At 63.9% G+C, this 19,217-nt stretch carries 18 protein-coding genes; 11 read left to right on the forward strand and 7 right to left on the reverse strand.

Annotation, left to right across the window (positions count from 1 at the left end; all coding sequences use genetic code 11):
- Window positions 1–105: 105 nt before the first annotated feature.
- On the forward strand, window positions 106–720 hold the full coding sequence (locus JN302_RS16680; RefSeq protein ID WP_202313525.1) for a thymidine kinase: 615 nt from the start codon (window positions 106–108) through the stop codon (window positions 718–720).
- Between the two features lie 49 nt (window positions 721–769).
- Here JN302_RS16680 and JN302_RS16685 read toward each other — a convergent pair whose 3' ends face one another.
- Window positions 770–1,969, reverse strand: a complete 1,200-nt coding sequence (locus JN302_RS16685; RefSeq protein ID WP_202333755.1) for a GGDEF domain-containing protein — start codon at window positions 1,967–1,969, stop codon at window positions 770–772.
- Window positions 1,970–2,195: 226 nt separating this feature from the next.
- Here JN302_RS16685 and JN302_RS16690 point away from each other — a divergent pair, with 226 nt between their 5' ends.
- From JN302_RS16690 to JN302_RS16725, 8 genes are all read left to right on the forward strand, one after another.
- Window positions 2,196–3,284, forward strand: coding sequence for a hypothetical protein (locus JN302_RS16690; protein WP_202333757.1), 1,089 nt, complete (start codon window positions 2,196–2,198; stop codon window positions 3,282–3,284).
- A gap of 106 nt (window positions 3,285–3,390) precedes the next feature.
- Window positions 3,391–4,536 carry a hypothetical protein gene (locus JN302_RS16695; RefSeq protein ID WP_202333759.1) on the forward strand — a complete coding sequence of 382 codons (1,146 nt, stop codon included), beginning with the start codon at window positions 3,391–3,393 and terminating at the stop codon, window positions 4,534–4,536.
- Window positions 4,537–4,554: 18 nt separating this feature from the next.
- The gene (locus JN302_RS16700; RefSeq protein ID WP_202313530.1) at window positions 4,555–6,465 is read left to right on the forward strand and encodes an AAA family ATPase; all 1,911 of its coding nucleotides are present in this window, start codon (window positions 4,555–4,557) and stop codon (window positions 6,463–6,465) included.
- A gap of 69 nt (window positions 6,466–6,534) precedes the next feature.
- Window positions 6,535–7,827 carry a DUF6638 family protein gene (locus JN302_RS16705; protein ID WP_202333760.1) on the forward strand — a complete coding sequence of 431 codons (1,293 nt, stop codon included), beginning with the start codon at window positions 6,535–6,537 and terminating at the stop codon, window positions 7,825–7,827.
- Window positions 7,828–7,905: 78 nt separating this feature from the next.
- Window positions 7,906–9,081, forward strand: coding sequence for a DUF2333 family protein (locus JN302_RS16710; RefSeq protein ID WP_202333761.1), 1,176 nt, complete (start codon window positions 7,906–7,908; stop codon window positions 9,079–9,081).
- A 232-nt stretch (window positions 9,082–9,313) separates the two neighbouring features.
- The gene (locus JN302_RS16715) at window positions 9,314–10,993 is read left to right on the forward strand and encodes a formate--tetrahydrofolate ligase (protein WP_202333762.1); all 1,680 of its coding nucleotides are present in this window, start codon (window positions 9,314–9,316) and stop codon (window positions 10,991–10,993) included.
- A 253-nt stretch (window positions 10,994–11,246) separates the two neighbouring features.
- The gene (locus tag JN302_RS16720; protein ID WP_202333763.1) at window positions 11,247–11,537 is read left to right on the forward strand and encodes a type II toxin-antitoxin system TacA family antitoxin; all 291 of its coding nucleotides are present in this window, start codon (window positions 11,247–11,249) and stop codon (window positions 11,535–11,537) included.
- On the forward strand, window positions 11,534–12,025 hold the full coding sequence (locus tag JN302_RS16725) for a GNAT family N-acetyltransferase (RefSeq protein ID WP_202333764.1): 492 nt from the start codon (window positions 11,534–11,536) through the stop codon (window positions 12,023–12,025). Before JN302_RS16720 ends, JN302_RS16725 begins: the two co-directional genes overlap by 4 nt.
- Window positions 12,026–12,153: 128 nt before the next feature.
- Here JN302_RS16725 and JN302_RS16730 read toward each other — a convergent pair whose 3' ends face one another.
- The 6 genes from JN302_RS16730 to JN302_RS16755 form a co-directional block, all read right to left on the reverse strand.
- Complete coding sequence (locus JN302_RS16730; protein ID WP_244743355.1) at window positions 12,154–12,681, reverse strand: nucleoside-diphosphate kinase; 528 nt, start codon at window positions 12,679–12,681, stop codon at window positions 12,154–12,156.
- A gap of 147 nt (window positions 12,682–12,828) precedes the next feature.
- Window positions 12,829–13,242 (reverse strand): nucleoside diphosphate kinase regulator, encoded by a 414-nt coding sequence (gene rnk, locus JN302_RS16735; protein WP_202333765.1) that lies wholly within the window; start codon window positions 13,240–13,242, stop codon window positions 12,829–12,831.
- Window positions 13,243–13,524: 282 nt separating this feature from the next.
- Window positions 13,525–14,298, reverse strand: a complete 774-nt coding sequence (locus tag JN302_RS16740; RefSeq protein WP_202313538.1) for an amino acid ABC transporter ATP-binding protein — start codon at window positions 14,296–14,298, stop codon at window positions 13,525–13,527.
- Window positions 14,295–14,975: an amino acid ABC transporter permease gene (locus tag JN302_RS16745; protein ID WP_202333766.1), complete on the reverse strand. Its 681-nt coding sequence runs from the start codon at window positions 14,973–14,975 to the stop codon at window positions 14,295–14,297. The genes JN302_RS16740 and JN302_RS16745 overlap by 4 nt, the downstream gene beginning before the upstream one ends.
- Before the next feature lie 174 nt (window positions 14,976–15,149).
- Window positions 15,150–15,923 (reverse strand): amino acid ABC transporter substrate-binding protein, encoded by a 774-nt coding sequence (locus tag JN302_RS16750; RefSeq protein ID WP_202333768.1) that lies wholly within the window; start codon window positions 15,921–15,923, stop codon window positions 15,150–15,152.
- Window positions 15,924–16,154: 231 nt separating this feature from the next.
- Entirely contained in the window at window positions 16,155–16,868 is a 714-nt protein-coding gene (locus tag JN302_RS16755) for a DUF1868 domain-containing protein (protein ID WP_202333769.1), read from the reverse strand.
- A 149-nt stretch (window positions 16,869–17,017) separates the two neighbouring features.
- Here JN302_RS16755 and JN302_RS16760 point away from each other — a divergent pair, with 149 nt between their 5' ends.
- On the forward strand, window positions 17,018–17,482 hold the full coding sequence (locus JN302_RS16760) for a DUF4126 domain-containing protein (protein ID WP_202333770.1): 465 nt from the start codon (window positions 17,018–17,020) through the stop codon (window positions 17,480–17,482).
- Window positions 17,479–18,855, forward strand: coding sequence for an FAD-containing oxidoreductase (locus JN302_RS16765; protein ID WP_202333771.1), 1,377 nt, complete (start codon window positions 17,479–17,481; stop codon window positions 18,853–18,855). Before JN302_RS16760 ends, JN302_RS16765 begins: the two co-directional genes overlap by 4 nt.
- Window positions 18,856–19,217 lie beyond the last annotated feature (362 nt).

Genomic DNA, 19,217 nt, shown 5'->3' on the forward strand with positions numbered 1-19,217 from the left:
GGATGCGACAAGAATGCCGCTTTTTGACCTTGGGTCAGCCAGATTTGGTGTGGAAGCCGCCGCGGCGCCTCTCCCGGCGGTCACGGCAATCCGCTTAAAGGGGGGATGGCCAAGCTCTATTTCCACTACGCCACCATGGACGCCGGCAAGACGACCATGCTCCTCCAGGCTTCCTACAACTACCGGGAGCGGGGCATGACGACCATGCTGTTCGTGGCCGGCCATTACCGGAAGGACGACACGGTGGGCTACATCTCCTCGCGAATCGGCCTGGAGGCCGAGGCCGAGATGTTTCGCGACGGCGACGACCTGTTTTCCCGGATCGCCGAGCGCCAGAAGCATGAGACCGTGCACTGCGTCTTCGTCGACGAAGCGCAGTTTTTGGAGGAAGAGCAGGTGTGGCAGCTCGCCCGGGTCGCCGACCGGCTCGGGATCCCCGTGATGTGTTATGGGCTCAGGACCGATTTCCAAGGCAAGCTGTTCTCCGGCTCACACGCCTTGCTGGCGCTCGCCGACGAACTGCGCGAGGTGCGTACGATCTGCCGCTGCGGCCGCAAGGCGACGATGGTGGTCCGGCTGGGCGCGGACGGCAAGGTCGCCAAGCAGGGCGCCCAGGTGTCGATCGGCAAGGAGGCCTATGTTTCGCTCTGCCGCCGACACTGGGAGGAGGAGATGGGCCGGGTCGCCCCGGAGGACTTCATCGGCTTCGCCCGCCAATAGCCCCCAGGCGCGTCGCGATCGTGCTTTGCAAGAAGTTCGGGCCGATGTTTCATGACTTCGGAAGCACGCTCAATATGGCCGGCGACTTCGCGCCCGGCTGGCCGGAGCGAAACACCGAATAGCCGTTGCGGCCGCGTTTCTTGGTCTCATAGAGCGCGGTATCGGCATTTTCGATGACGCTTGCGACGCCGGACTTCTCCGCGCCGGACCATTCGGCGACGCCGATGCTGGCGGTCAAGGGAACCGGCTGTCCCTTCCAGTGGAAGCCTTCGGCCCTGAAGGTGCGGACGAGGTCGTTGGCAAGCGCGCCGGCGCCGCCCGCGCCGGTTTCCGGCAGGAGCACACCGAACTCGTCGCCGCCGAGCCGCGCCAGGGTGGCCACTTCGGGGAGGTTCTTCGCGGCCAGATCGACAAAATGCTTCAGGCTGGCGTCGCCCGCGGCATGGCCGTAGCTGTCATTGATGGACTTGAAGTTGTCGAGGTCGAGCAGGAGGATCGAAAAGGGCCGGCCGGTGCGGCGCGCGCGCTTCTCCTCGATGGCCGCGTTCTCCATGAAGCGGCGGCGGTTCGGCACGCCCGTCAGCTCGTCGACGACCGCGAGCAGAGCGAGATCGCTGCGCAGCCGGTCGATGGCCAGCAGCACGAAGCCGAAGTTCCAGACGACGCCGCTGAATATGATGGTGAGCAGGCAGATGGCGGCAACGCTGTAGTATCCCTCGTCGGAAAGGGATCCGGCGATGCGCATCAGGTTCATCACTGCCTCCGCGCCCTGGCCGACGATCCCGGCGAGCATGGCCAGTGCGGCCACCATCGTGCCGAGGCTCTGCTTCTCGCGGAAGGCGAGGTGGAACATGGCAAATGATACAAGCGTGATCTGGGCGGTCGCATAGACGACATTGCGCGCCTCGGAGCTGTCGCGGACGAGGGCGAGCACCACGACGCTCGCCAACGCCACCGCGGCACTGGTGAGCAGACCGCCGTCCTTGCCGTAGAAGCGTCTCACCCCGACCCAGACGAGGCCGAAGCTGAAGATGACGAGTGCGTTGCCCGAAGCGGCGAGTGCAAAGTTGAAGCCGTCGCCCTGGAGGGCCAGCAAGCCGCCGCCGAGCGTGCTGAGAACGCACGAGACGAGCCAGTGCCGGGCGGCCGGAAAGTTCCGATAGTCATAGACGATGGCGCCCCAGATCACGGTCAGTGTCAGGGAGTTGAGCAGGATGACCAGATAAAGGGTCGGGAAATCGAGTTTCATGGCACCTTGCGCAGCACGATCCTCCCACACTGTCGCTAGCCCATGAGCCTCAAGAAAACATGAAAGGAATCGTTAAGGGTGGAGGCTTTGCCCGACCGCCGACGGCTGCTTTCCATGCCCATCGGACAGTTCCGCGTCCGCCGATGACGTCGTTGTTTCGTCTTTAATTCGCTTTATCCCCCACATATATTCGCGAACCGATGTGGCGGTGAAACCGGAGGGCACCATGGCGACTTTGCAGAAATTTGATGCCGAGATCGAAAAGACCAAGAAAGTCGTCCAGGACATGCGCTCCAAGATCGAGCAGTCCGGCACCCTTCTCGACCAGTTCGCCAAGACGGACAAGACGATCGGCTCGGCCGATTTCGACATCGAGAACGCCCGTATCGAGGACGTCATCAAGCAGCAGAAGGTGATGGAAGCCAACATCGCCGACCTGATCATCGGGCTGGAAGACGCCACCAACGTCTTTGGCGCCGAGTTCGAGAGCATGAAGAGCTTCACCGGCTGGGAGACCTTTGTCGGCATGTTCTCGGACCAGAGCAAGCAGCGCATGCGCACGGAGCGCGTGCGCAACATGTCGCTGGCCGGCAATCTGCAGGAGTTGCTGTCGAAGTCCGACACCATCGTCGGCATCCTGAAGGCGCAGAAGCAGATCCTCGACGACCGCTACAAGACCTCCGAAGCGAGCCTCGCGCAGGTCATCGAGCGCCGCAAGGCAACGATCGAGAACCTTACCGGCACACAAAAGCGCATCGAGGAGCTGAACCCGATGCTGCTCGATATCGAGAACAAGATAGCCGCGTCGACCAGCCAGACCGAGCGGACCCAGATGGAGGCCGACCGGTCCAAGCTCGCCACGGAATACAATGAACGCCAGGCGAAAGAGCAGGAACTGCTCGCCGAAAGCCAGACGCTCGAACGCTATACGTCGATGTTCCAGACCTTCGTCGATTCGCTGAACAATCAGATCGCGGCGCAGAATACGCTGATCAACAAGCTCACCATCGACACCGAGCAGCGCATCGTTCTCTACAAGGCGCTCGAGGACAGCCTTAAGACCGCCGCCCAGCAGGATGTCGCGCACAAGATCAATACGCTGGGCAGCAAGGTCGACACCACCGCCGAGGAGACGATGGCGGGTATCGGTGCGGCCGCCCAGAAGCATATCGGCGACCTGCTCGAGATGCACGAGAAGAACATGGTCGCAAGCGGGGATATCCAGCGCCGCAAGAAGCTGGCCGACGAGGCCTTTGCCCGGCGCTTCGACGAAGTGCTGCGCAAGCACAACGCTTCGGACTATGTGCAGAGCTGAGACGAAATTTCAGGAATGATTGCGGTACGGTAGGTGTGATGTACCTCTCATCCGACCTTGGGCACGTCGTCCTACCCGCCGACTGCACCGGTACGAGGTCCGGCCGATGAGCGCGGAAACGGATGCGGCGACGCGCTATTTCGATGCCATTGCGGCGGCGCTGAGCGGCCTCGATATCTTCATGCGCGACGATCGCTCGCCGCTCTACCAGCATGGCATCGTCGCCCGGATCGTCGCCGAATACATAGGACGGCTGGAGAGCTCGTTCTCCTGCTGGCGCAACCGTCTCGGTTTCATGGAAAGCTTCAGGATCTCGCGCGCCGAGAGCGGCTTTCCCGTCTTTCAGAACGTGCTCGAGCTGGAGAACGACCGGCGGACGGCGGCAGAGCGCCTGGCCGGGATCCCGCGTCCCGACGAGATCCGGGCCGAGATGGCCGACTTCATCCTGCGCCACAAGGCGTTCCCGTCGGCCCTCCAGAAGTCCATGGCCGAGCGGCTCTATCTGGAGGCGGTCAAGGAGGGCGAGGCCTTCGGCCCATTCACGCTCGCCCAGACCGCGAAGGTTTCGGTCAATCCCAAGAACCAGCGGCCCTTCTATCTGGTGCATTGGGCGACGTTCGACGGCACAGCCAATCTGCCGCTGATCTATATGGCGACGGTGGAGGATTCCTCCGAGGAGATGGTGGCGCAACTGGTAGATCGTGAAGGCAAGTTCAACAAGACGGTCAGGATCCTGCTGCCGGTCGACGGCTTGCTCAATCCTGATCTCGCCCACCGTTTCGACGACTTCACCGAGAAGAACTCGGCCTACACGCTTTCGCCCGCCACCATAGCGGTCAATCTCGACAAGGATTTCGAGACGCTGCATCCCAAGCAGTTGCGCCGGGTCGTGCTGGGCCCGTTCTATACGGCCGGCATCACGGAGCATAATTCCACCGTGGCGGACGTGCTGTCCAAGGTGCGCAAGGCTGAGAACGCCTGGCTGCTGACCTGGACCATCCAGGAGGTCTATTCCAAGGCCGAGAAGCCGGGGCGCAGAGGGCTGTTCTCCCGCGAGCAGTCGAGCCAGGAATTCTACATCAACACCGACGACCTCGAGGCGGCGCGACAGGGCGTCTCGTCCTACGAGAAGCATGCGCTGGTGCCGCATGAGGCCTATCAGGCGCTCTATGCCGCCGGCGAGGCCGAGAAGGTCTTTGCCGGATACAAGGTGCATATCCTGTCGAAGGGACAGGTGATCTCGGATGTGTGAGGCGATTGGGGAGAACGCATGGACACCGGCCTGACGACCATTCCCGAAGCCGACATCGAAAAGCATCGCGCCACGGCCCAGAGCCTCATCACGCGCATGGTCGTGCTGGAGGATGCTTCCGGCCAGTCCGCGACGCCGCTCGCCGGCACGGGGCGCCGCTTCGTCTCGACCGTGTCGACAGGGTCGGTGCGCAAGACGCGCGAGGTCGAGCTGACGAAGACGGTCGCAGCGATCCGGCCCGACGACCAGCTCCTGTCGATCCCGCAGCACACATTGCTCTATCGGGTCCGCCGGGGCATCCAGATCGCGCTCGCCGTGGCGGAGGTGTTCGTCCGTTCCAGCGACCTCGAAAGCCTGCAGGCGCGGAACGCGCGGGCGCCGCTGGAGGGCGAGGAGGCGACGCATTTCAAGAAGTTGCTTTCGGCCTCCGGCTATGTCGCGGCCTTCAGCCTTGCGGCCTACCTCCTGCAGTTGATCGACAGCGACGGCGAACCGCCAAACGACATCGCCGAGCCGGATTTCCTGTTCGACACGCCCCAGGATGCGGTGAAATCGATGGTCGCAGGGCTCGACCGGGTGCTGGCGGGCGCCAGGGACGACGCCGACCTGCTGATGCGCACGCGCACTCTGGCCCGTATCGCCATCGACGGGCTGCTGACGCGCAAGGGCCGGTTCGACGGGCTGGGCGCGTTCGAGGACACGCATATCCGCATCGATGCCGACGATTTCACGCTCGACGGCTTCGACGTCGCGCCGGGCAGGAAATCGAAGCCCCTGACGATGACCTTCAAGAAACCGCAAGAGGTCGTCGGCAACCACATCGCCAAATACCAGTCGATCAAGCTTGCAAAGATGCTGATGGCCTACGACTTCGACCGTCAGATGAATCCGTTCGTAGAGCTTGGCGGCTTCCTGTTCACCTTCATCGGCGACGGCGCGCCGGGTACGGGCAAGACGACGCTCATCCAGATGATCGCAGGGCTGGTCAACGACTATTGCCAGGTCGCCTCCTATCCCTTCTTCTACGAGAATTTCGGCGTCGAGCAGATATCGTCCTATCAGGGCAAGTCGGGGCAGAACTGCCGGCAGTTCATCGACAATGTGCTCAATCCGCGCGCGATCGGCTTCGGCACGGTCGACGACGTCGATCAGGTGGCGGCCAAGCGTTCCGACGATCGCGCATCCGCCGGCCAGCATGAAATCACCGGCGTGCTGATGTCGGCCTTCTCGGGTGCCATGACCGTGATCCGCGGCAACTGCTCCTTCGGCATGTTCTCCAACTACCCGGAGAATGTCGACGACGCGTTACGCCAGCGGGCCGGCGCGCGCTGGCTGGTCGACGGACCGCAGACAGAGGACGACTACATCGACATCTTCGTGCTGCTCGCCGGCAAGAACCACAAGATTCCGCTGGGCGAGCACGACCTCTATGCAGCCCAGCAGATCCAGAGAGCGGTGGCCGAGGCCTATGAAGGTCACGCCAGGCCGCAGGAGGATGGGCTCATGAAGGTCCATGACCGCTTCATGAAAGAGAAGGGCGAGCCGAGGACGCTGGCCGATGTCGGCGCCTATCTCCACATGATCAAGCAGGCCGAGCCGCGCTTCACCGGCCGCGCCATCAAGAACGTCACCGATGCGATCAAGATGCGGGCCATGGACATCGAGCTTCCCGACGACTGGTTCGAGAGGCCCGAAACATTCATGCACAAGCCCTATGACGAGAAGAAAGCCATGGTCGAGGAACTGCGCGGGCCCTTCTCGATGGACATGGTGATGCAGGAGATCAACCGGTACGCCGATTCGGAGTTCCGCTATTCCGACCGGTCCGACGACGCGGCAGTGTCGAAGCTGGTCCGCGACGCGAGGCTTCGGGAGCGCGCGGTCAAGGAGATCGAGGAACTCAAGGCGAAGGGGCTGTGGAATGCGTGATGATAGCTCCCTTCTCCCCGTAAACGGGGAGAAGGACAGGCGTCCCGCGAGCGAGGCAGGGTTCAACTGATGGACCTCCTGCGCGACAACGAGCTGATCTACGGGCGGCTGCTGCGCATCGAGGAGCCGCATCTGATCGAGCGCTACAACAAGGCGCTCAAGGCCTTCGGGCTGAAGCCGACCAGGCTGGAGGCCTTCGACATCGACCGCACCGGGTTCTCCCCACAGGTGGCCGAGGAACTTGGCGACTTCAACTACCTCGACCCCGGCGAGATCAACCGGCGCTTCATCATCCTCACACCGGCGCAGATCGATCTGCCTGTCGTGCACACGGCTTTTTCCAATACCTCGCAGCTCGTCTATGAATTCTTCTCCCGCAACAGCCGGACGATTGACGCGCTGACGATCAAGGATGTCATCTACGGCGAGATCGAGGATTCCGTTCAGCGGGTGGAGATTGTCGAGGATCTTCTGTCGATCAACCAGGTGGAGTTCAAAGTGCTGTCGGCCGAGGATGTGGTCGGCAAGGCCGCCGAACTCGGCGCGCTGGTCGACCGGCTGAAGCAGGAGCCCGATGCGTGGCGGGACGACGCCATGTTGGAACGCATGGTCGAGCTGGCGAAGATATGTGGCGACATCCGCGAGAACGCGCTGGTGCCGGACCAGGTGATCTTCCGCCACAACGCCTTCTGGACCAGTCATTTCGGTGGGCTCTACGTGTTCATCGACCCGGATATCACGACTGTCATCGGCGACCCCTCGGCGCCCGGCTTCCGCCGTTCGCGGCCGTGGCAGGTGAGCTATCTGTCGATCCGCGATGCGGACCGGGTGTTCCGCTTCCTCGCCTCGACCGGCCGGATCGAGCTGCCGCGCGCCTCGTGGATCGAGACCTCGGGCTATCTTGAGCATCGGGCCGAGATGGTGATCCGCGACCTGATCCATCGCAGCGAGCCCAATCGCGACATCGGCAAGGCCGACAAGGTATGGTTGCAGGCCTGGATCCATAGCCATGCCGACCTGATCAACCGCGACGGCAATTTCCCATTCCTCAATCTCGCCAAGCGCGAGATCGCCCAGCTCGGACATATGAGGGTCGAGGAGGTGTTGCCTCAGCATCGTTTCCTCGTGGTGCGCGCCAAGCCCGACCATGCCGATGCCTGGCTGACCAACCGCCTGATCTCCGATTTCGTGCCTTCGGATTTCGTTTCGCGTTACGTCTTCAACAAGCAGGGCTTCTACACGGACTATGAGACCGCCAACGACGTCTGGCGCGCGGACGCCGTCGATATCCTCAAGTCAACCTATCTCAAGGACAAGGAGGCGTTCCGCAGGCGCCTCTACGGCCTGGCCGACAAGGATTGAACGCGGCTTCCACGCCACGAGGAAATATTGCATGAACTTCGGGCGCCGCTGTGGTGCCGAGTCTTGAGGGGAGCTGCCGTGCTGGACCCGATCGTGAATTTCGTCACCCGGATCTTCCACTGGATCGGCCGTGGCATCGGCTTCGTGATCGGCATCATCCTTTGGCCTTTCATGTGGCTGGGCCGCTGGTACATGCAGCGAGGCTGGATCCTCAGGGGCATCGTTGGCCTGATCGTTCTGTGGATCATCGGCCTCTACGGCTATTTCTTCTACGTCACGCAGTTCTGGAACGATTTCGATCCGGACTATCCGACCAGGACTTCGCAGGACGCCGTCGCGCCCCAGGCAGCCAATGTGCTGGCCGGCGATCCGATCTCGGCCGCGGCCGGCGGCCAGGGCACTGCTTCGAACGATACCGGTGGCGCCACGGCGCAGGCCGCGCCGCAGAGCTGCAAGCGCTCCGAGATCGCAGCCGTCTCGGCTTTCCTGGTCGACTTCAACGTCAACCAGAACGCCTGGATCTCGTCCATGCTGGTTTCGAAGCTCGGCTTTTTCGGAGTTCCCTGGCGCAACACTCCTTTCTTCGACAACAAGGCGGCGTTCCAGTTGGGGATCAACCAGGTCATGCGGCGCACGACGACAGAGCTCGTCGATACACTCGGCCGCACACGCGGCACGTCGCGGATCGATCAGAACCTTCAGGATGCGCGCACCGCGCTGGCCTGGGACGAGACCGCCTGGTATATCGGCCTGCGCGGTCCGACTCGTCCGACGCCCAGCGTCTATCGCGAAGCCATCGGACGACTGAACGCCTTCAACGTCAGCCTCGAAAAATGCCAGGCGACATTCGACGCTCGCGCCGACAATCTGCTGCAGTTCCTCGACCGCATCGCCGGCGACATGGGCTCTACCACCGACATTCTGCGTGGACAGATAGACGCATCCGATGCCGGCTGGTTCGACCCCCGCGCCGATGACCGCTTCTGGTTCGCTTATGGCCAACTCTATGCCTATTACGGCATTCTCCAGGCCACCCGGTTTGATTTTTCCGGGATCATTCGCGAGCGCAATCTGACCGCGCTGTGGGATACGATGCAGACGCAGATGCGCGATGCGCTCAACATGCAGCCCTGGATCATCTCCAACGGCAACGAATCGAGCTTCATCTTTCCCTCGCATCTGGCCACGATGGGATTCAACCTTCTCAGGGCGCGTTCGCAGATCGTCGAGATCCGCTCGGTGCTCGACAGGTAAAGGCGGCTGGGACCGTAGCCGAACCGCGTCCGGCTTCAGCCTGAAGGCGGCGCCGCTCCACGCGCAACTGTCCGTTGGTGCCGGCGAGGAATATGACGGCCGCTGTCGCTTTTCGCGCATCGGGCGGCTGTTTTGAGACGGCGGGGCGGAGGCCTCTCGCGCTTCTATGCGCGCCGGAACCCAGGCGGACGATCCGCCGCTTCACGCCACAACCGAATTTCGGGGGAGCCGCATGGCCGACGTAAAATCCGACATCGAGATCGCGCGCGCCGCAAAGAAGAAGCCGATCATGGAGGTCGGCGCAAAGCTCGGTATCCCGTCCGAGCATCTTCTGCCTTACGGCCACGACAAGGCGAAGGTGTCGGCCGAATTCATCCGCTCGGTGCAGGAAAACAGATCGGGCAAGCTGATCCTGGTGACGGCGATCAACCCGACGCCGGCCGGCGAGGGCAAGACGACGACAACCGTCGGCCTCGGCGACGGGCTGAACCGTATCGGCAAGAAGGCGGTCGTCTGCATCCGCGAGGCCTCGCTCGGCCCGAACTTCGGCGTCAAGGGCGGTGCCGCTGGCGGCGGCTATGCCCAGGTCGTGCCGATGGAGGATATGAACCTCCATTTCACCGGCGACTTCCATGCCATCACAACGGCGCACAATCTTCTGTCGGCGCTCATCGATAACCACATCTATTGGGGCAACGAGCTCGGCATCGACACGCGCCGCGTCACCTGGCGCCGGGTGATGGACATGAACGACCGGGCGCTGCGCGAGATCATCAGTTCGCTGGGCGGCGTCGCCAACGGCTATCCGCGCGAGGCCGGTTTCGACATCACCGTGGCGTCCGAGGTGATGGCGATCCTGTGCCTGTCGACCGACCTCAAGGACCTGCAGAGGCGGCTGGGCGACATCATCGTGGCCTACCGGCGCGACAAATCGCCCGTCTATGCCCGCGACCTCAAGGCGGACGGCGCGATGGCGGTGCTGCTGAAGGACGCCATGCAGCCCAATCTGGTCCAGACGCTGGAGAACAATCCGGCCTTCGTGCATGGCGGCCCCTTTGCCAACATCGCCCATGGCTGCAATTCGGTGGTCGCCACCACGACGGCGCTGAAGCTCGCCGATTATGTGGTGACGGAGGCCGGTTTCGGCGCCGATCTGGGCGCCGAGAAATTCTTCGACATCAAGTGCCGCAAGGCCGGCCTGAAGCCGGCGGCCGCGGTGATCGTGGCCACCGTCAGGGCCATGAAGATGCATGGCGGCGTGAAGAAGGAGGAACTCGGCAAGGAGAATGTCGAGGCGGTCCGGAAGGGCTGCGCCAATCTCGGCCGTCATATCGAGAATGTGAAGCAGTTCGGAGTGCCGGCGGTGGTGGCGATCAACCACTTCATCTCCGACACCGACGCCGAGCTCCAGGCCATCAAGGATTTCGTCGCGGCTTCCGGCGAGGAGGCGATCCTGTGCCAGCACTGGGCCAGGGGATCCGAAGGCATCGAGGCGCTGTCGCGCAAGGTCGTCGCTCTGGCAGAAGGCGGAGCCTCGCAGTTCGCCCCGCTCTACCCGGACGACATGAAACTGTTCGACAAGATCGATACCATCGTCAAGCGCATCTATCGCGGATCGGAAGCGATCGCCGACAAGAGCGTGCGCGATCAGCTTCATGCCTGGGAGCAGCAGGGCTACGGCAAGCTGCCGGTCTGCATGGCCAAGACGCAGTATTCCTTCTCGACCGATCCCAACCTGCGCGGCGCGCCGACAGGCCACGTCGTGCCGGTGCGCGAAGTCCGGCTGTCTGCGGGTGCCGGGTTCATCGTGGCGATCTGCGGTGAGATCATGACCATGCCCGGCTTGCCCAAGGCGCCGTCGTCGGAGAAGATCTTCCTCAACGAGCAGGGCTTCATCGAAGGGCTGTTCTGACCCTTCGATTTCGAAAGCCTGCGAAGCGCTGCGTGTCTTGCGATGCGCCGCGCTTTGTCGTTGGGCATGATGTCTCCGATGGGTGCAGCAGGATAAGGTGCCCGTCAGCGTTCTCAGATGTGCAGCAGATTCCCTTCGCAGTATGGCCGCAACCTCGGTTCATGGAGCTTCCGGCCTACGGCGCCCGGCTGCAAAGAACTGTCATGACAATGTCTGGCGCGATGTGGTAGGCTGAAGCCAAGAGGGAATAGTTATGGCTCCACGCACGACCCGCACCGAAAAACTCGATATCCGCCTGACCCCCGAGGCGAAACGTGTGCTGGCCGCCGCCGCGCAGGCCGAGCGCCGTTCACTGACTGACTTCGTGCTCAAAAGCGCTCTCGGCCGTGCCGAGGAGGCGCTGGCCGACCGCCGTGTGTTCTTGCTCAACCCCGAACAGTGGGAAACTTTCATCGCAGCCCTCGATGCGCCGCCGCGCGACATGCCGCACCTGCGCAATCTGCTGAACGAGCCGAGCATCTTCTCCGGCGACAGCCCTTCGTGACGGAGTTCCGCATTGAAAAACTCCATCGTCGCCATGCCGTCGATGCGTTTGATTGCGGCGAGGAACTGCTGAACCGGTTCCTTGTCCGTTTCGCGCTGCCCAATCAGCAGGCCAACGCTTCGCAAACCTATGTGGGGTTGGCCGATGACGCCGTTATAGGCTTTCATACCCTGGTCGTTGGCGAGGTCGGCTACGGTGACGCGCCGGATCGTCTGACCATGGGCCTTGCGCGCCATCCGGTGCCCGTGATGCTTTTGGCCCGCCTTGGCGTCAGCGTCGGTTGGCAGGGCAGGGGTATCGGCGCGGGTCTGCTGCGCGACGCCGTTCTACGCACGTTGCAAGCCGCGGACATCGTCGGCATCAGGGCTATCGCGGTTCATGCCAAGAACGAACAGGCGCGCTCCTTCTATCAGCGGTTCGATTTCGTGGAATCGCCCACTGATCCGTTGCATCTGTTCGCGCTCATCAAGGATTTGAAAGGCTTGTAGTGCCGGCATCGTTCCTGCGCGATGTTCGGCGGCCATCCCCATGGCGGAGTGGGGTGGCAGGGCGCGGTCATGACGAGCGCCCATGCCGATTCCCCCTCGCGGCGTCCGAACCGCACGGTCGCGCATGGTCAGGCCGCGGCCGGTCCCGGATCGTCGGGGCAGGGGCCATCCCCTGGATCCGCCGTCACCATGGCGCTCGGTAGCGCATCCGCGTCATAGACCAGCCGCAGCTTGCGTCCTGCCCGCCGCGAGCTGTCGAGCGCCCGTCCCGCCCCTTCCGGCTGGAACAGCACCTTTTCGACATGGAGCGTTTCCGTTCCGCCGCCGGCCGTGGGGATCGTGATCGACCCGCCAATGCCGAGGCCGAGCAAGGCGAGCCCGCGCGGATGGGTGATCGGCAGGGTGAAGCCGACCAGCCCGCGCAGTTCGTCATGGCTGACGATCCTGGTCTCCGGTTCCCGCGCGCCGATGCGGTACCTCACGCGGCTGTTGAGCGTGACGACGTCGGCGGGAATGTCGTCGCGGAACACGACAACGGCATTGTCGAGCTTCCTGCGGATCAGCGGCACCAGCGCCGCGTCCGAGCGCAAGCGCCGGTCGAGCATGACTTCAAGGATGGTGAAATCCTTCGTGGTGAGAAGGCAGCGTTCCAACATGTCGATCTCCAGCGGCAGCCCATCGCAGCGGCTGCCGGTCGCAAGATTGTCCTGATCAGGTTGCCCCCTGCGGCGCCGAGTGTTTCGGCGTGGTCCGCAGGGGCGACTATCCCGTGATCAGGCTTCCCGCATGGAGAAGGAGACGGTTCACGGCAGTGCCGCCTCGGTCGGCTGGCGAACCTCGATAACAATGAGCTCGTGCTTGCGGCCGTCTCGCGCCGTCCAGCTGATGGACTGGCCCGTGGAGAGGCCGATCAGGGCTATGCCGACCGGCGTCACGACCGAGATCTTGCCCTGGTCGATGTCGGCGTCGCCTGGATAGACGAGAGTGACGGTGCGCGGCGTGTCGGCGTCGGGCTGGTAGGTCACCTGCGAGCCGATGCGCACCACGGCGTTGCCCACGCTGCCGTCGGCGACGACCCGTGCCCTGTCGAGCTCGGTGAACATGATCTCGGAGAGTTCGGCATTGCGTTCTGCCAGCGCGGTCGCCAGCGCCAGAAGGCGCTCGTGCTCGGTTCGCGAAATGGTGATTGCCGGCTTGCGCCGGGATTTGGCAGTCATGTGTGAATAGTCCTGTGCTTGCCCCGGGCCGTCGATCGGCGCCATGGGCGTTTGATTCTGCTGTGATGGAGGCGCGCTGCGAACGATCTTGGGCGTCAGCCCGGAAAACGTTCAGGTCGTAAGATGGTTTCGCCCGCGGTTCGGGCGCGCGGCGCCGAACCGGGGGTTACAGTCCCGCGATGGGGCAGACCCGGAAAAGAGCGTGGTTCTTGTGGAACGTCGTCATGCCCTGAAGGTGGTTCACACGAGGCTACATGTCAAGCACGCCGTGTTCGCCCTCATCTACAAGGCGCCGTTTCCGCTTTCCGTTTCGCGGTGCGTCAGCGAGGCGATAAAACGGCGGGTGCGCTCCCGCTCCGGCGTCGAGAAGATCCTGGTGGCGGGGGCTTTTTCAACCACGGTGCCGGCGTCGAGAAAGACGACTTCCTGGGCGATGCGCGAGGCGAGCCTCAAGTCGTGGGTGGCCATCACCATTGTGGTGCCCTCCTGCGCCAGCCGGGCGAGAACGTCCACGACTTCTCCCGAGAGCTCCGGATCGAGCGCCGAGGTCGGCTCGTCGCAGAGCAGGACGCGTGGGGAGGGCGCCAGCGCCCGGGCAATGGCGACGCGCTGTTGCTGGCCGCCGGAAAGGGTTGCCGGCCAGGCGTCGGCCTTGTGCGCCAGTCCGACCTTGTCGAGCAGTTCCATGGCCCGCTGGCGCGCCCGCTCCTGCGGCCAGCGCAGCACTGTGACGAGGCTTTCCATGACGTTGCCGAGGGCGGTACGGTGCGGGAAGAGCTGGAAGCTCTGGAACACCATGCCGGTCTGGCGGCGAAGCCGCTGGATGGACGCCCAGCCGACCCGTTGCCCCGGGTGGAAATCGAGGGCGTCGTCGCCGATCCGCACCTGGCCAGTGGTCGGAATCTCAAGCAGGTTGATGCAGCGCAGCAAGGTGCTCTTGCCGCCGCCGGAGGGGCCGATCAGCGCGGTCACGCTGCCTTCGGCCATCTCCAGCGTGATGTCGTTGAGGACGACATGATCGCCGAAGCGCTTCTCGAGGCGGGTGAGGCCGATCATGCGCGCGCCTCCATGAAGCCGCCATAGCGCCCGAGCCGTTCTTCGAGCCGCGACTGCAGAGCAGACAGCACCGAGCTCAAGGCGAGGTAGATCAGTGCCGCCTCGACATAGAGGATCAGCGGCTCATAGGTGGTGGCGACGATGCGCTGGGCGGCCTGGAACAGCTCCGGCACGGTGATGGCAGCGGCAAGCGAGGTGTCCTTGACCAGCGAGATGAAGGTGTTGGAGAGGGGCGGCACCGCCACGCGCGCCGCCTGCGGCAGGATTGTCCGCCACATCGTCTGGCTCCAGGACATGCCGATCGAATAGGAGGCTTCCCATTGCCCCCTGACGACGGATGAGATCGCCGCCCGGATGATCTCGGACGAATAGGCTCCGATGTTCAGGGTGAAGCCGATCAACGCCGCCGGGAAGGCGTCGAGCACGATGCCGGCGCTGGGAAGGCCGTAGAAGATCAGGAAGAGCTGGACGAGCAGCGGAGTGCCGCGGATGATCCACACATAAAAGCGCATGGCGGCCGCAAGCGGCGCGGGGCCGAAGAGGCGGATGAGCGCCACCGCCAGCCCGACGGTCAGCCCGAACGCGAAGGAAAGCAGGGTCAGCGGCACGGTGAAACGCAACCCTGCCCACAACAGCGGGCCGAGCGAATCCAGCATCAGTTGCAGCCAGTGCGGCACGGACACCCCCTCCGGTCGGTCGAATTCGTCTGGTTGGCGACGCTAAGCCGGTGGCCGGCTCACCGCAACGCCGCGTCGCTTGTCGGAACAGCAGTTTGCACCGCTTCATTCCTGCCGGAACCCCGGCAGGAATGAAAACGGCGCGCAACTTCGGTTTGAGAATGCGGAGGTTTCTTACTTCGAGACGTCCTGGCCGAAATATTTGTCGGCGATCTTCTGGTAGGTGCCGTCGTCCTTGATGGCCTTGAGCGCTTCGTTGATCGCGGCCAGCAACTCGGGCTCGCCCTTACGGATGATGATGCCGGAATAGTCGGCATTCTCCTGCTGGGCGGCGATCTTCACATCGGCGTCAGGCTTCTGCTTCTTGAAGTCGTAAAAGGACAGGCTGTCGTTGATCGTGGCGTCGGCGCGGCCGTTGAGCACAAGCTGTATCGACTGGTCGAAGCCATCGGTGCCGACGAGCTCGGCGCCCGAGGCCTCGGCGATCTTGCCGAAGTTGCTGGACAGCGACTGGGCCGACTTCTTGCCCTTCAGATCGGCGAAATCCTTGATCGCGTCATTGTCGCCGCGCACGATCAGCACGGCCTTCGATGCGATATAGGGTTCGGAGAAGTCGTACTTCTGCTTGCGCGCCTCGGTGATGCCGACCTGGTTGATGACCGTGTCGTAGCGGTTGGCGTCGAGGCCGGCGATCAGGCCGTCCCATTTGCCCTCCAGGAATTCGGCCTTGACCCCCAGCCGCTTGGCGACCTCGCGGCCGATCTCGACGTCGAAGCCGACCAGTGCCCCGCTCTGGTCGTGGTAGGTGAAGGGCGCATAGGTACCTTCGGTGCCGATCCGCAGCACGCCGGCCGACTTGATCTCGTCGAGGTTTGAGCCGGCGTGGCCGGGCAGGATGGCGAGCGCCTGGATGGCGGCGGCGGCCAGCAGCGATTTGAACCAGTTCATCGTATCTTTTCCGTCTTTCGCAGAATCTCTTCGCGGGATTCGGGCCGAGCGGCCCGACTGCCCGGAATCTAGTCCCGCGCCCGATGTGAACAAGGCGGGCCGCGACCGCAATGCTGTCCGGATGAAAAACTTTATCTCGTGAAATCCAGAAGCCCGGAAGAAAATTCCAATCTCTGGGCATCTTGGCCTCTTCCGTGGAAAGAGAGGCCGCCGTTGCACTTGGCCCCAAGCTCAGGAAAGGAATTTCAGCGGACGGAACTCGGTCATGTCGGTGAACTCGCAGAAGGCGGGAGCGCCGAGCTCCACCATGTCGATCTCCTGGGCAAGGCTGTCCTTGAGCGCGGCGAGCGCCGGCAGATAGGCCGCTTCGGCGCCGGCCGGCAGCCAGGCCTTGGGATAGGCCATGGTGATGTGGAAGGTGTAGCTGTCGTGGTCAGGATGGCGATAGCCGAATGGCCCGACCAGATCGTCGCGGAGCGCGCGCACCGTCACTTCGTCGCGCTCGGTTGCGCCCTCCAGGACGAGGCCGAGCGGGGTGACCGAGACGACCTTCATGTGGAACGGGTCCCCTCGCCGAAAGCTCGACAGGCGGTCGAGGAACAGGGATGTCGTCTGCTCCACGGCTGCGTCCAGCGCGACGCCCTCGGGCCAGTAGTCCGGCTTGCGCCGGCCCTCGATGATGCCCTGGAAGACGGTCATGTGGTGGCTGGAGACGGGCGTATAGGCGAAACGGTCGCCATAGGGCAGGTCCATCAGGCCCTGGCGGACGCGGGCCAGCGCCGCTTCGGTGCGCGAGCCCGGAACCACGTGGCTCACGACCGTGTTGCCCGGCGTCGGCAGGAACGTGCCGGTCGCGTCGAAGCGGATGCCGAGATAGCGCGGCGGCGCGTCCTTGCCGATCTCGGTGAAGTTCTCGGCGAAGGCGTCGTTCGTCTCGTAAGCCATGATTCCATCCGGTTGGCGATTGCGCCCGGCTGGGTAGCTGCGGGGCATGAAGGGCCTGTGACAAGCGTGAGTTGCCCTTGCACTGCCGCCCGCGATGAAGGACGATCCTTTCCGGTGGCCCGCGCATCGCGGTGCCCGAGGGGACGGACATGTCGCTTTATCTGATTGCACTTCTCATAGGTATTGTCGCCGGTCTCCGGGCCATGACCGCACCCGCCGCGGTGAGTTGGGGCGCCTATCTCGGATGGCTGCCGGTGGCCGGCACCTGGGCCGCGTTCATGGGCCATTGGATCGCGGTGGCCATACTTTCGGTCGCGGCCATCGCCGAACTGATCACCGACCAATTGCCGTCGACGCCGAGCCGCAAGGTGCCGCAACAATTCGGTGCCCGTATCGCCGCCGGCGCGCTGAGCGGTGCCGTGATCGGGGCCGCTGCGGGCTTGACGATCGGCGCGCTCATCGCCGGCATCGTTGGTGCAGTGATCGGCACCTATGGCGGCGCGGAGGTCAGGCGCCGGCTCGCCGCCGCCTTCGGCAAGGACCTGCCGGCCGCGCTCATCGAGGACGTGGTGGCGATCGCCGCGGCGCTCCTCATCGTCAGGGCAGTGATATGAAAGCCGCAGCTTATGACGCCATCATCATCGGTGCCGGTCAGGCTGGCCCTTCGCTCGCTGGCCGGCTGAACGATGCCGGCATGCGCGTCGCGCTGATCGAGCGCAAGCTGGTCGGGGGCACCTGCGTCAACACGGGCTGCATGCCGACCAAGGCGATGGTGGCGAGCGCTTATGCCGCTCATCTCGCTCGACGCGCCTCGGATTACGGGGTCGTGCTGGCGGGCGGCGTCGGCATCGACATGAAGGCCGTCAAGGCACGCAAGGACAAGGTGTCGAACGACGCGCGCACGGGTCTCGAAGGCTGGATCGCGGGCATGACGAACTGTACCCTTTACCGGGGTCATGCCCGGTTCGAGAGCGGCCGCGAGGTCCGCGTCGGCGACGAATTGCTGTCGGCCGACAAGATCTTCCTCAATGTCGGCGGACGTGCGTCGGTACCGGACCTGCCGGGTGTGGGCGGGATCGACTATCTCACCAACTCATCGATGATGGATCTGGACGTCCTGCCGCGCCATCTGGTCGTGGTCGGCGGCAGCTATGTCGCGCTGGAGTTCGCGCAGATGTTCCGCCGTTTCGGCAGCGCCGTGACAGTGATCGAGAAAGGAGCGCGGCTGGTTACCCGGGAGGATGAAGATGTCTCCGAGGCAATCAAGGGCATATTGGTGAAGGAGGGGATCGCCGTCCATGTCGGTGCTGATGGGATAGGCTTCGAAAGAAGGGACGACGGGACGGCCGTCTCGTTCCGGCAGGGCGTGGCGCCGGTTGTGGGGTCGCATGTGTTGCTGGCACTCGGCCGGCAGCCCAACACGGACGACCTCGGCCTCGACAAGGCGGGCGTGAAGACCGACGGCAGGGGATTTGTCCTGGTCGACGACCAGTTGCGGACCAATGTGCCGGGCATCTGGGCAATGGGCGACTGCAACGGCAAGGGCGCCTTCACCCACACCTCCTACAATGATTTCGAGATCGTGTCCGCCAACCTGCTCGACGGCGATGCGCGCAAGGTGAGCGACCGCATCACGGCCTATGCGCTTTATGTCGACCCGCCGCTTGGCCGGGCCGGGATGACGGTGGCCGAGGCACGCAAATCAGGCCGGCGGGTGCTGGTCGGGGAGAGGCCCATGACCCGCGTCGGACGGGCCGTGGAGAAGGGCGAGACGCAGGGCTTCATGCGGATCGTCGTCGATGCGGACAGCCAGGAGATCCTCGGCTGTACCGTGCTCGGACCGGGGGGCGACGAAGCGGTGCATTGCGTGCTCGACCTGATGTACGCCAAGGCGCCCTATGAGACCTTGCGGCGGGCGGTCCATATCCATCCGAATGTCGCGGAGCTGCTGCCGACCATCGCCGGGGAACTGAAGCCGCTCCAATAGGCGAGCCTGGCGGCAAAACGGCAGGCTCATGCCGTTGCCCGGGCGCGCAGTGCCATCAGGCGGCACTATGGGAATTTGGTCGGAGCCTGAAGACCGGCCTGCGACCTGCCTGCGCAGGAACGGAGGCTGCGGCCAGGCGGGGCATCCAAGGGCAACCCGCCGGTCATGCCAGGCGAGTTCCGGTATTGTCGCCCCTCGGGGCTGGTGCTGCGAATCCAGTTGCGTGGCCGCTCATTCGTCGCTATGCATTCCAGCCATGATCGCGCTTTCGAACATCAACAAGTGGTGGCGGGCCAGCTGACAGCGGCCCCTCGAACGCGCGTGCGCGAAAGTTGCAGATGGCCGCAGGAGAAGTCCGGGCG

Source organism: Mesorhizobium sp. L-8-3 (genome assembly GCF_016756615.1).
Lineage (GTDB): Bacteria > Pseudomonadota > Alphaproteobacteria > Rhizobiales > Rhizobiaceae.

What these genes read in the sequence shown, in the direction of transcription:
- JN302_RS16705 (WP_202333760.1), top strand. Translation starts at nt 6,535, where the DNA reads ATGGACCTCCTGCGCGACAACGAGCTGATCTACGGGCGGCTGCTGCGC.
- JN302_RS16680 (WP_202313525.1), top strand. Translation starts at nt 106, where the DNA reads ATGGCCAAGCTCTATTTCCACTACGCCACCATGGACGCCGGCAAGACG.
- JN302_RS16730 (WP_244743355.1), bottom strand. Translation starts at nt 12,681, where the DNA reads ATGTTGGAACGCTGCCTTCTCACCACGAAGGATTTCACCATCCTTGAA.
- JN302_RS16720 (WP_202333763.1), top strand. Translation starts at nt 11,247, where the DNA reads ATGGCTCCACGCACGACCCGCACCGAAAAACTCGATATCCGCCTGACC.
- JN302_RS16750 (WP_202333768.1), bottom strand. Translation starts at nt 15,923, where the DNA reads ATGAACTGGTTCAAATCGCTGCTGGCCGCCGCCGCCATCCAGGCGCTC.
- rnk (WP_202333765.1), bottom strand. Translation starts at nt 13,242, where the DNA reads ATGACTGCCAAATCCCGGCGCAAGCCGGCAATCACCATTTCGCGAACC.
- JN302_RS16755 (WP_202333769.1), bottom strand. Translation starts at nt 16,868, where the DNA reads ATGGCTTACGAGACGAACGACGCCTTCGCCGAGAACTTCACCGAGATC.
- JN302_RS16685 (WP_202333755.1), bottom strand. Translation starts at nt 1,969, where the DNA reads ATGAAACTCGATTTCCCGACCCTTTATCTGGTCATCCTGCTCAACTCC.
- JN302_RS16695 (WP_202333759.1), top strand. Translation starts at nt 3,391, where the DNA reads ATGAGCGCGGAAACGGATGCGGCGACGCGCTATTTCGATGCCATTGCG.
- JN302_RS16715 (WP_202333762.1), top strand. Translation starts at nt 9,314, where the DNA reads ATGGCCGACGTAAAATCCGACATCGAGATCGCGCGCGCCGCAAAGAAG.
- JN302_RS16740 (WP_202313538.1), bottom strand. Translation starts at nt 14,298, where the DNA reads ATGATCGGCCTCACCCGCCTCGAGAAGCGCTTCGGCGATCATGTCGTC.
- JN302_RS16765 (WP_202333771.1), top strand. Translation starts at nt 17,479, where the DNA reads ATGAAAGCCGCAGCTTATGACGCCATCATCATCGGTGCCGGTCAGGCT.
- JN302_RS16760 (WP_202333770.1), top strand. Translation starts at nt 17,018, where the DNA reads ATGTCGCTTTATCTGATTGCACTTCTCATAGGTATTGTCGCCGGTCTC.
- JN302_RS16690 (WP_202333757.1), top strand. Translation starts at nt 2,196, where the DNA reads ATGGCGACTTTGCAGAAATTTGATGCCGAGATCGAAAAGACCAAGAAA.
- JN302_RS16700 (WP_202313530.1), top strand. Translation starts at nt 4,555, where the DNA reads ATGGACACCGGCCTGACGACCATTCCCGAAGCCGACATCGAAAAGCAT.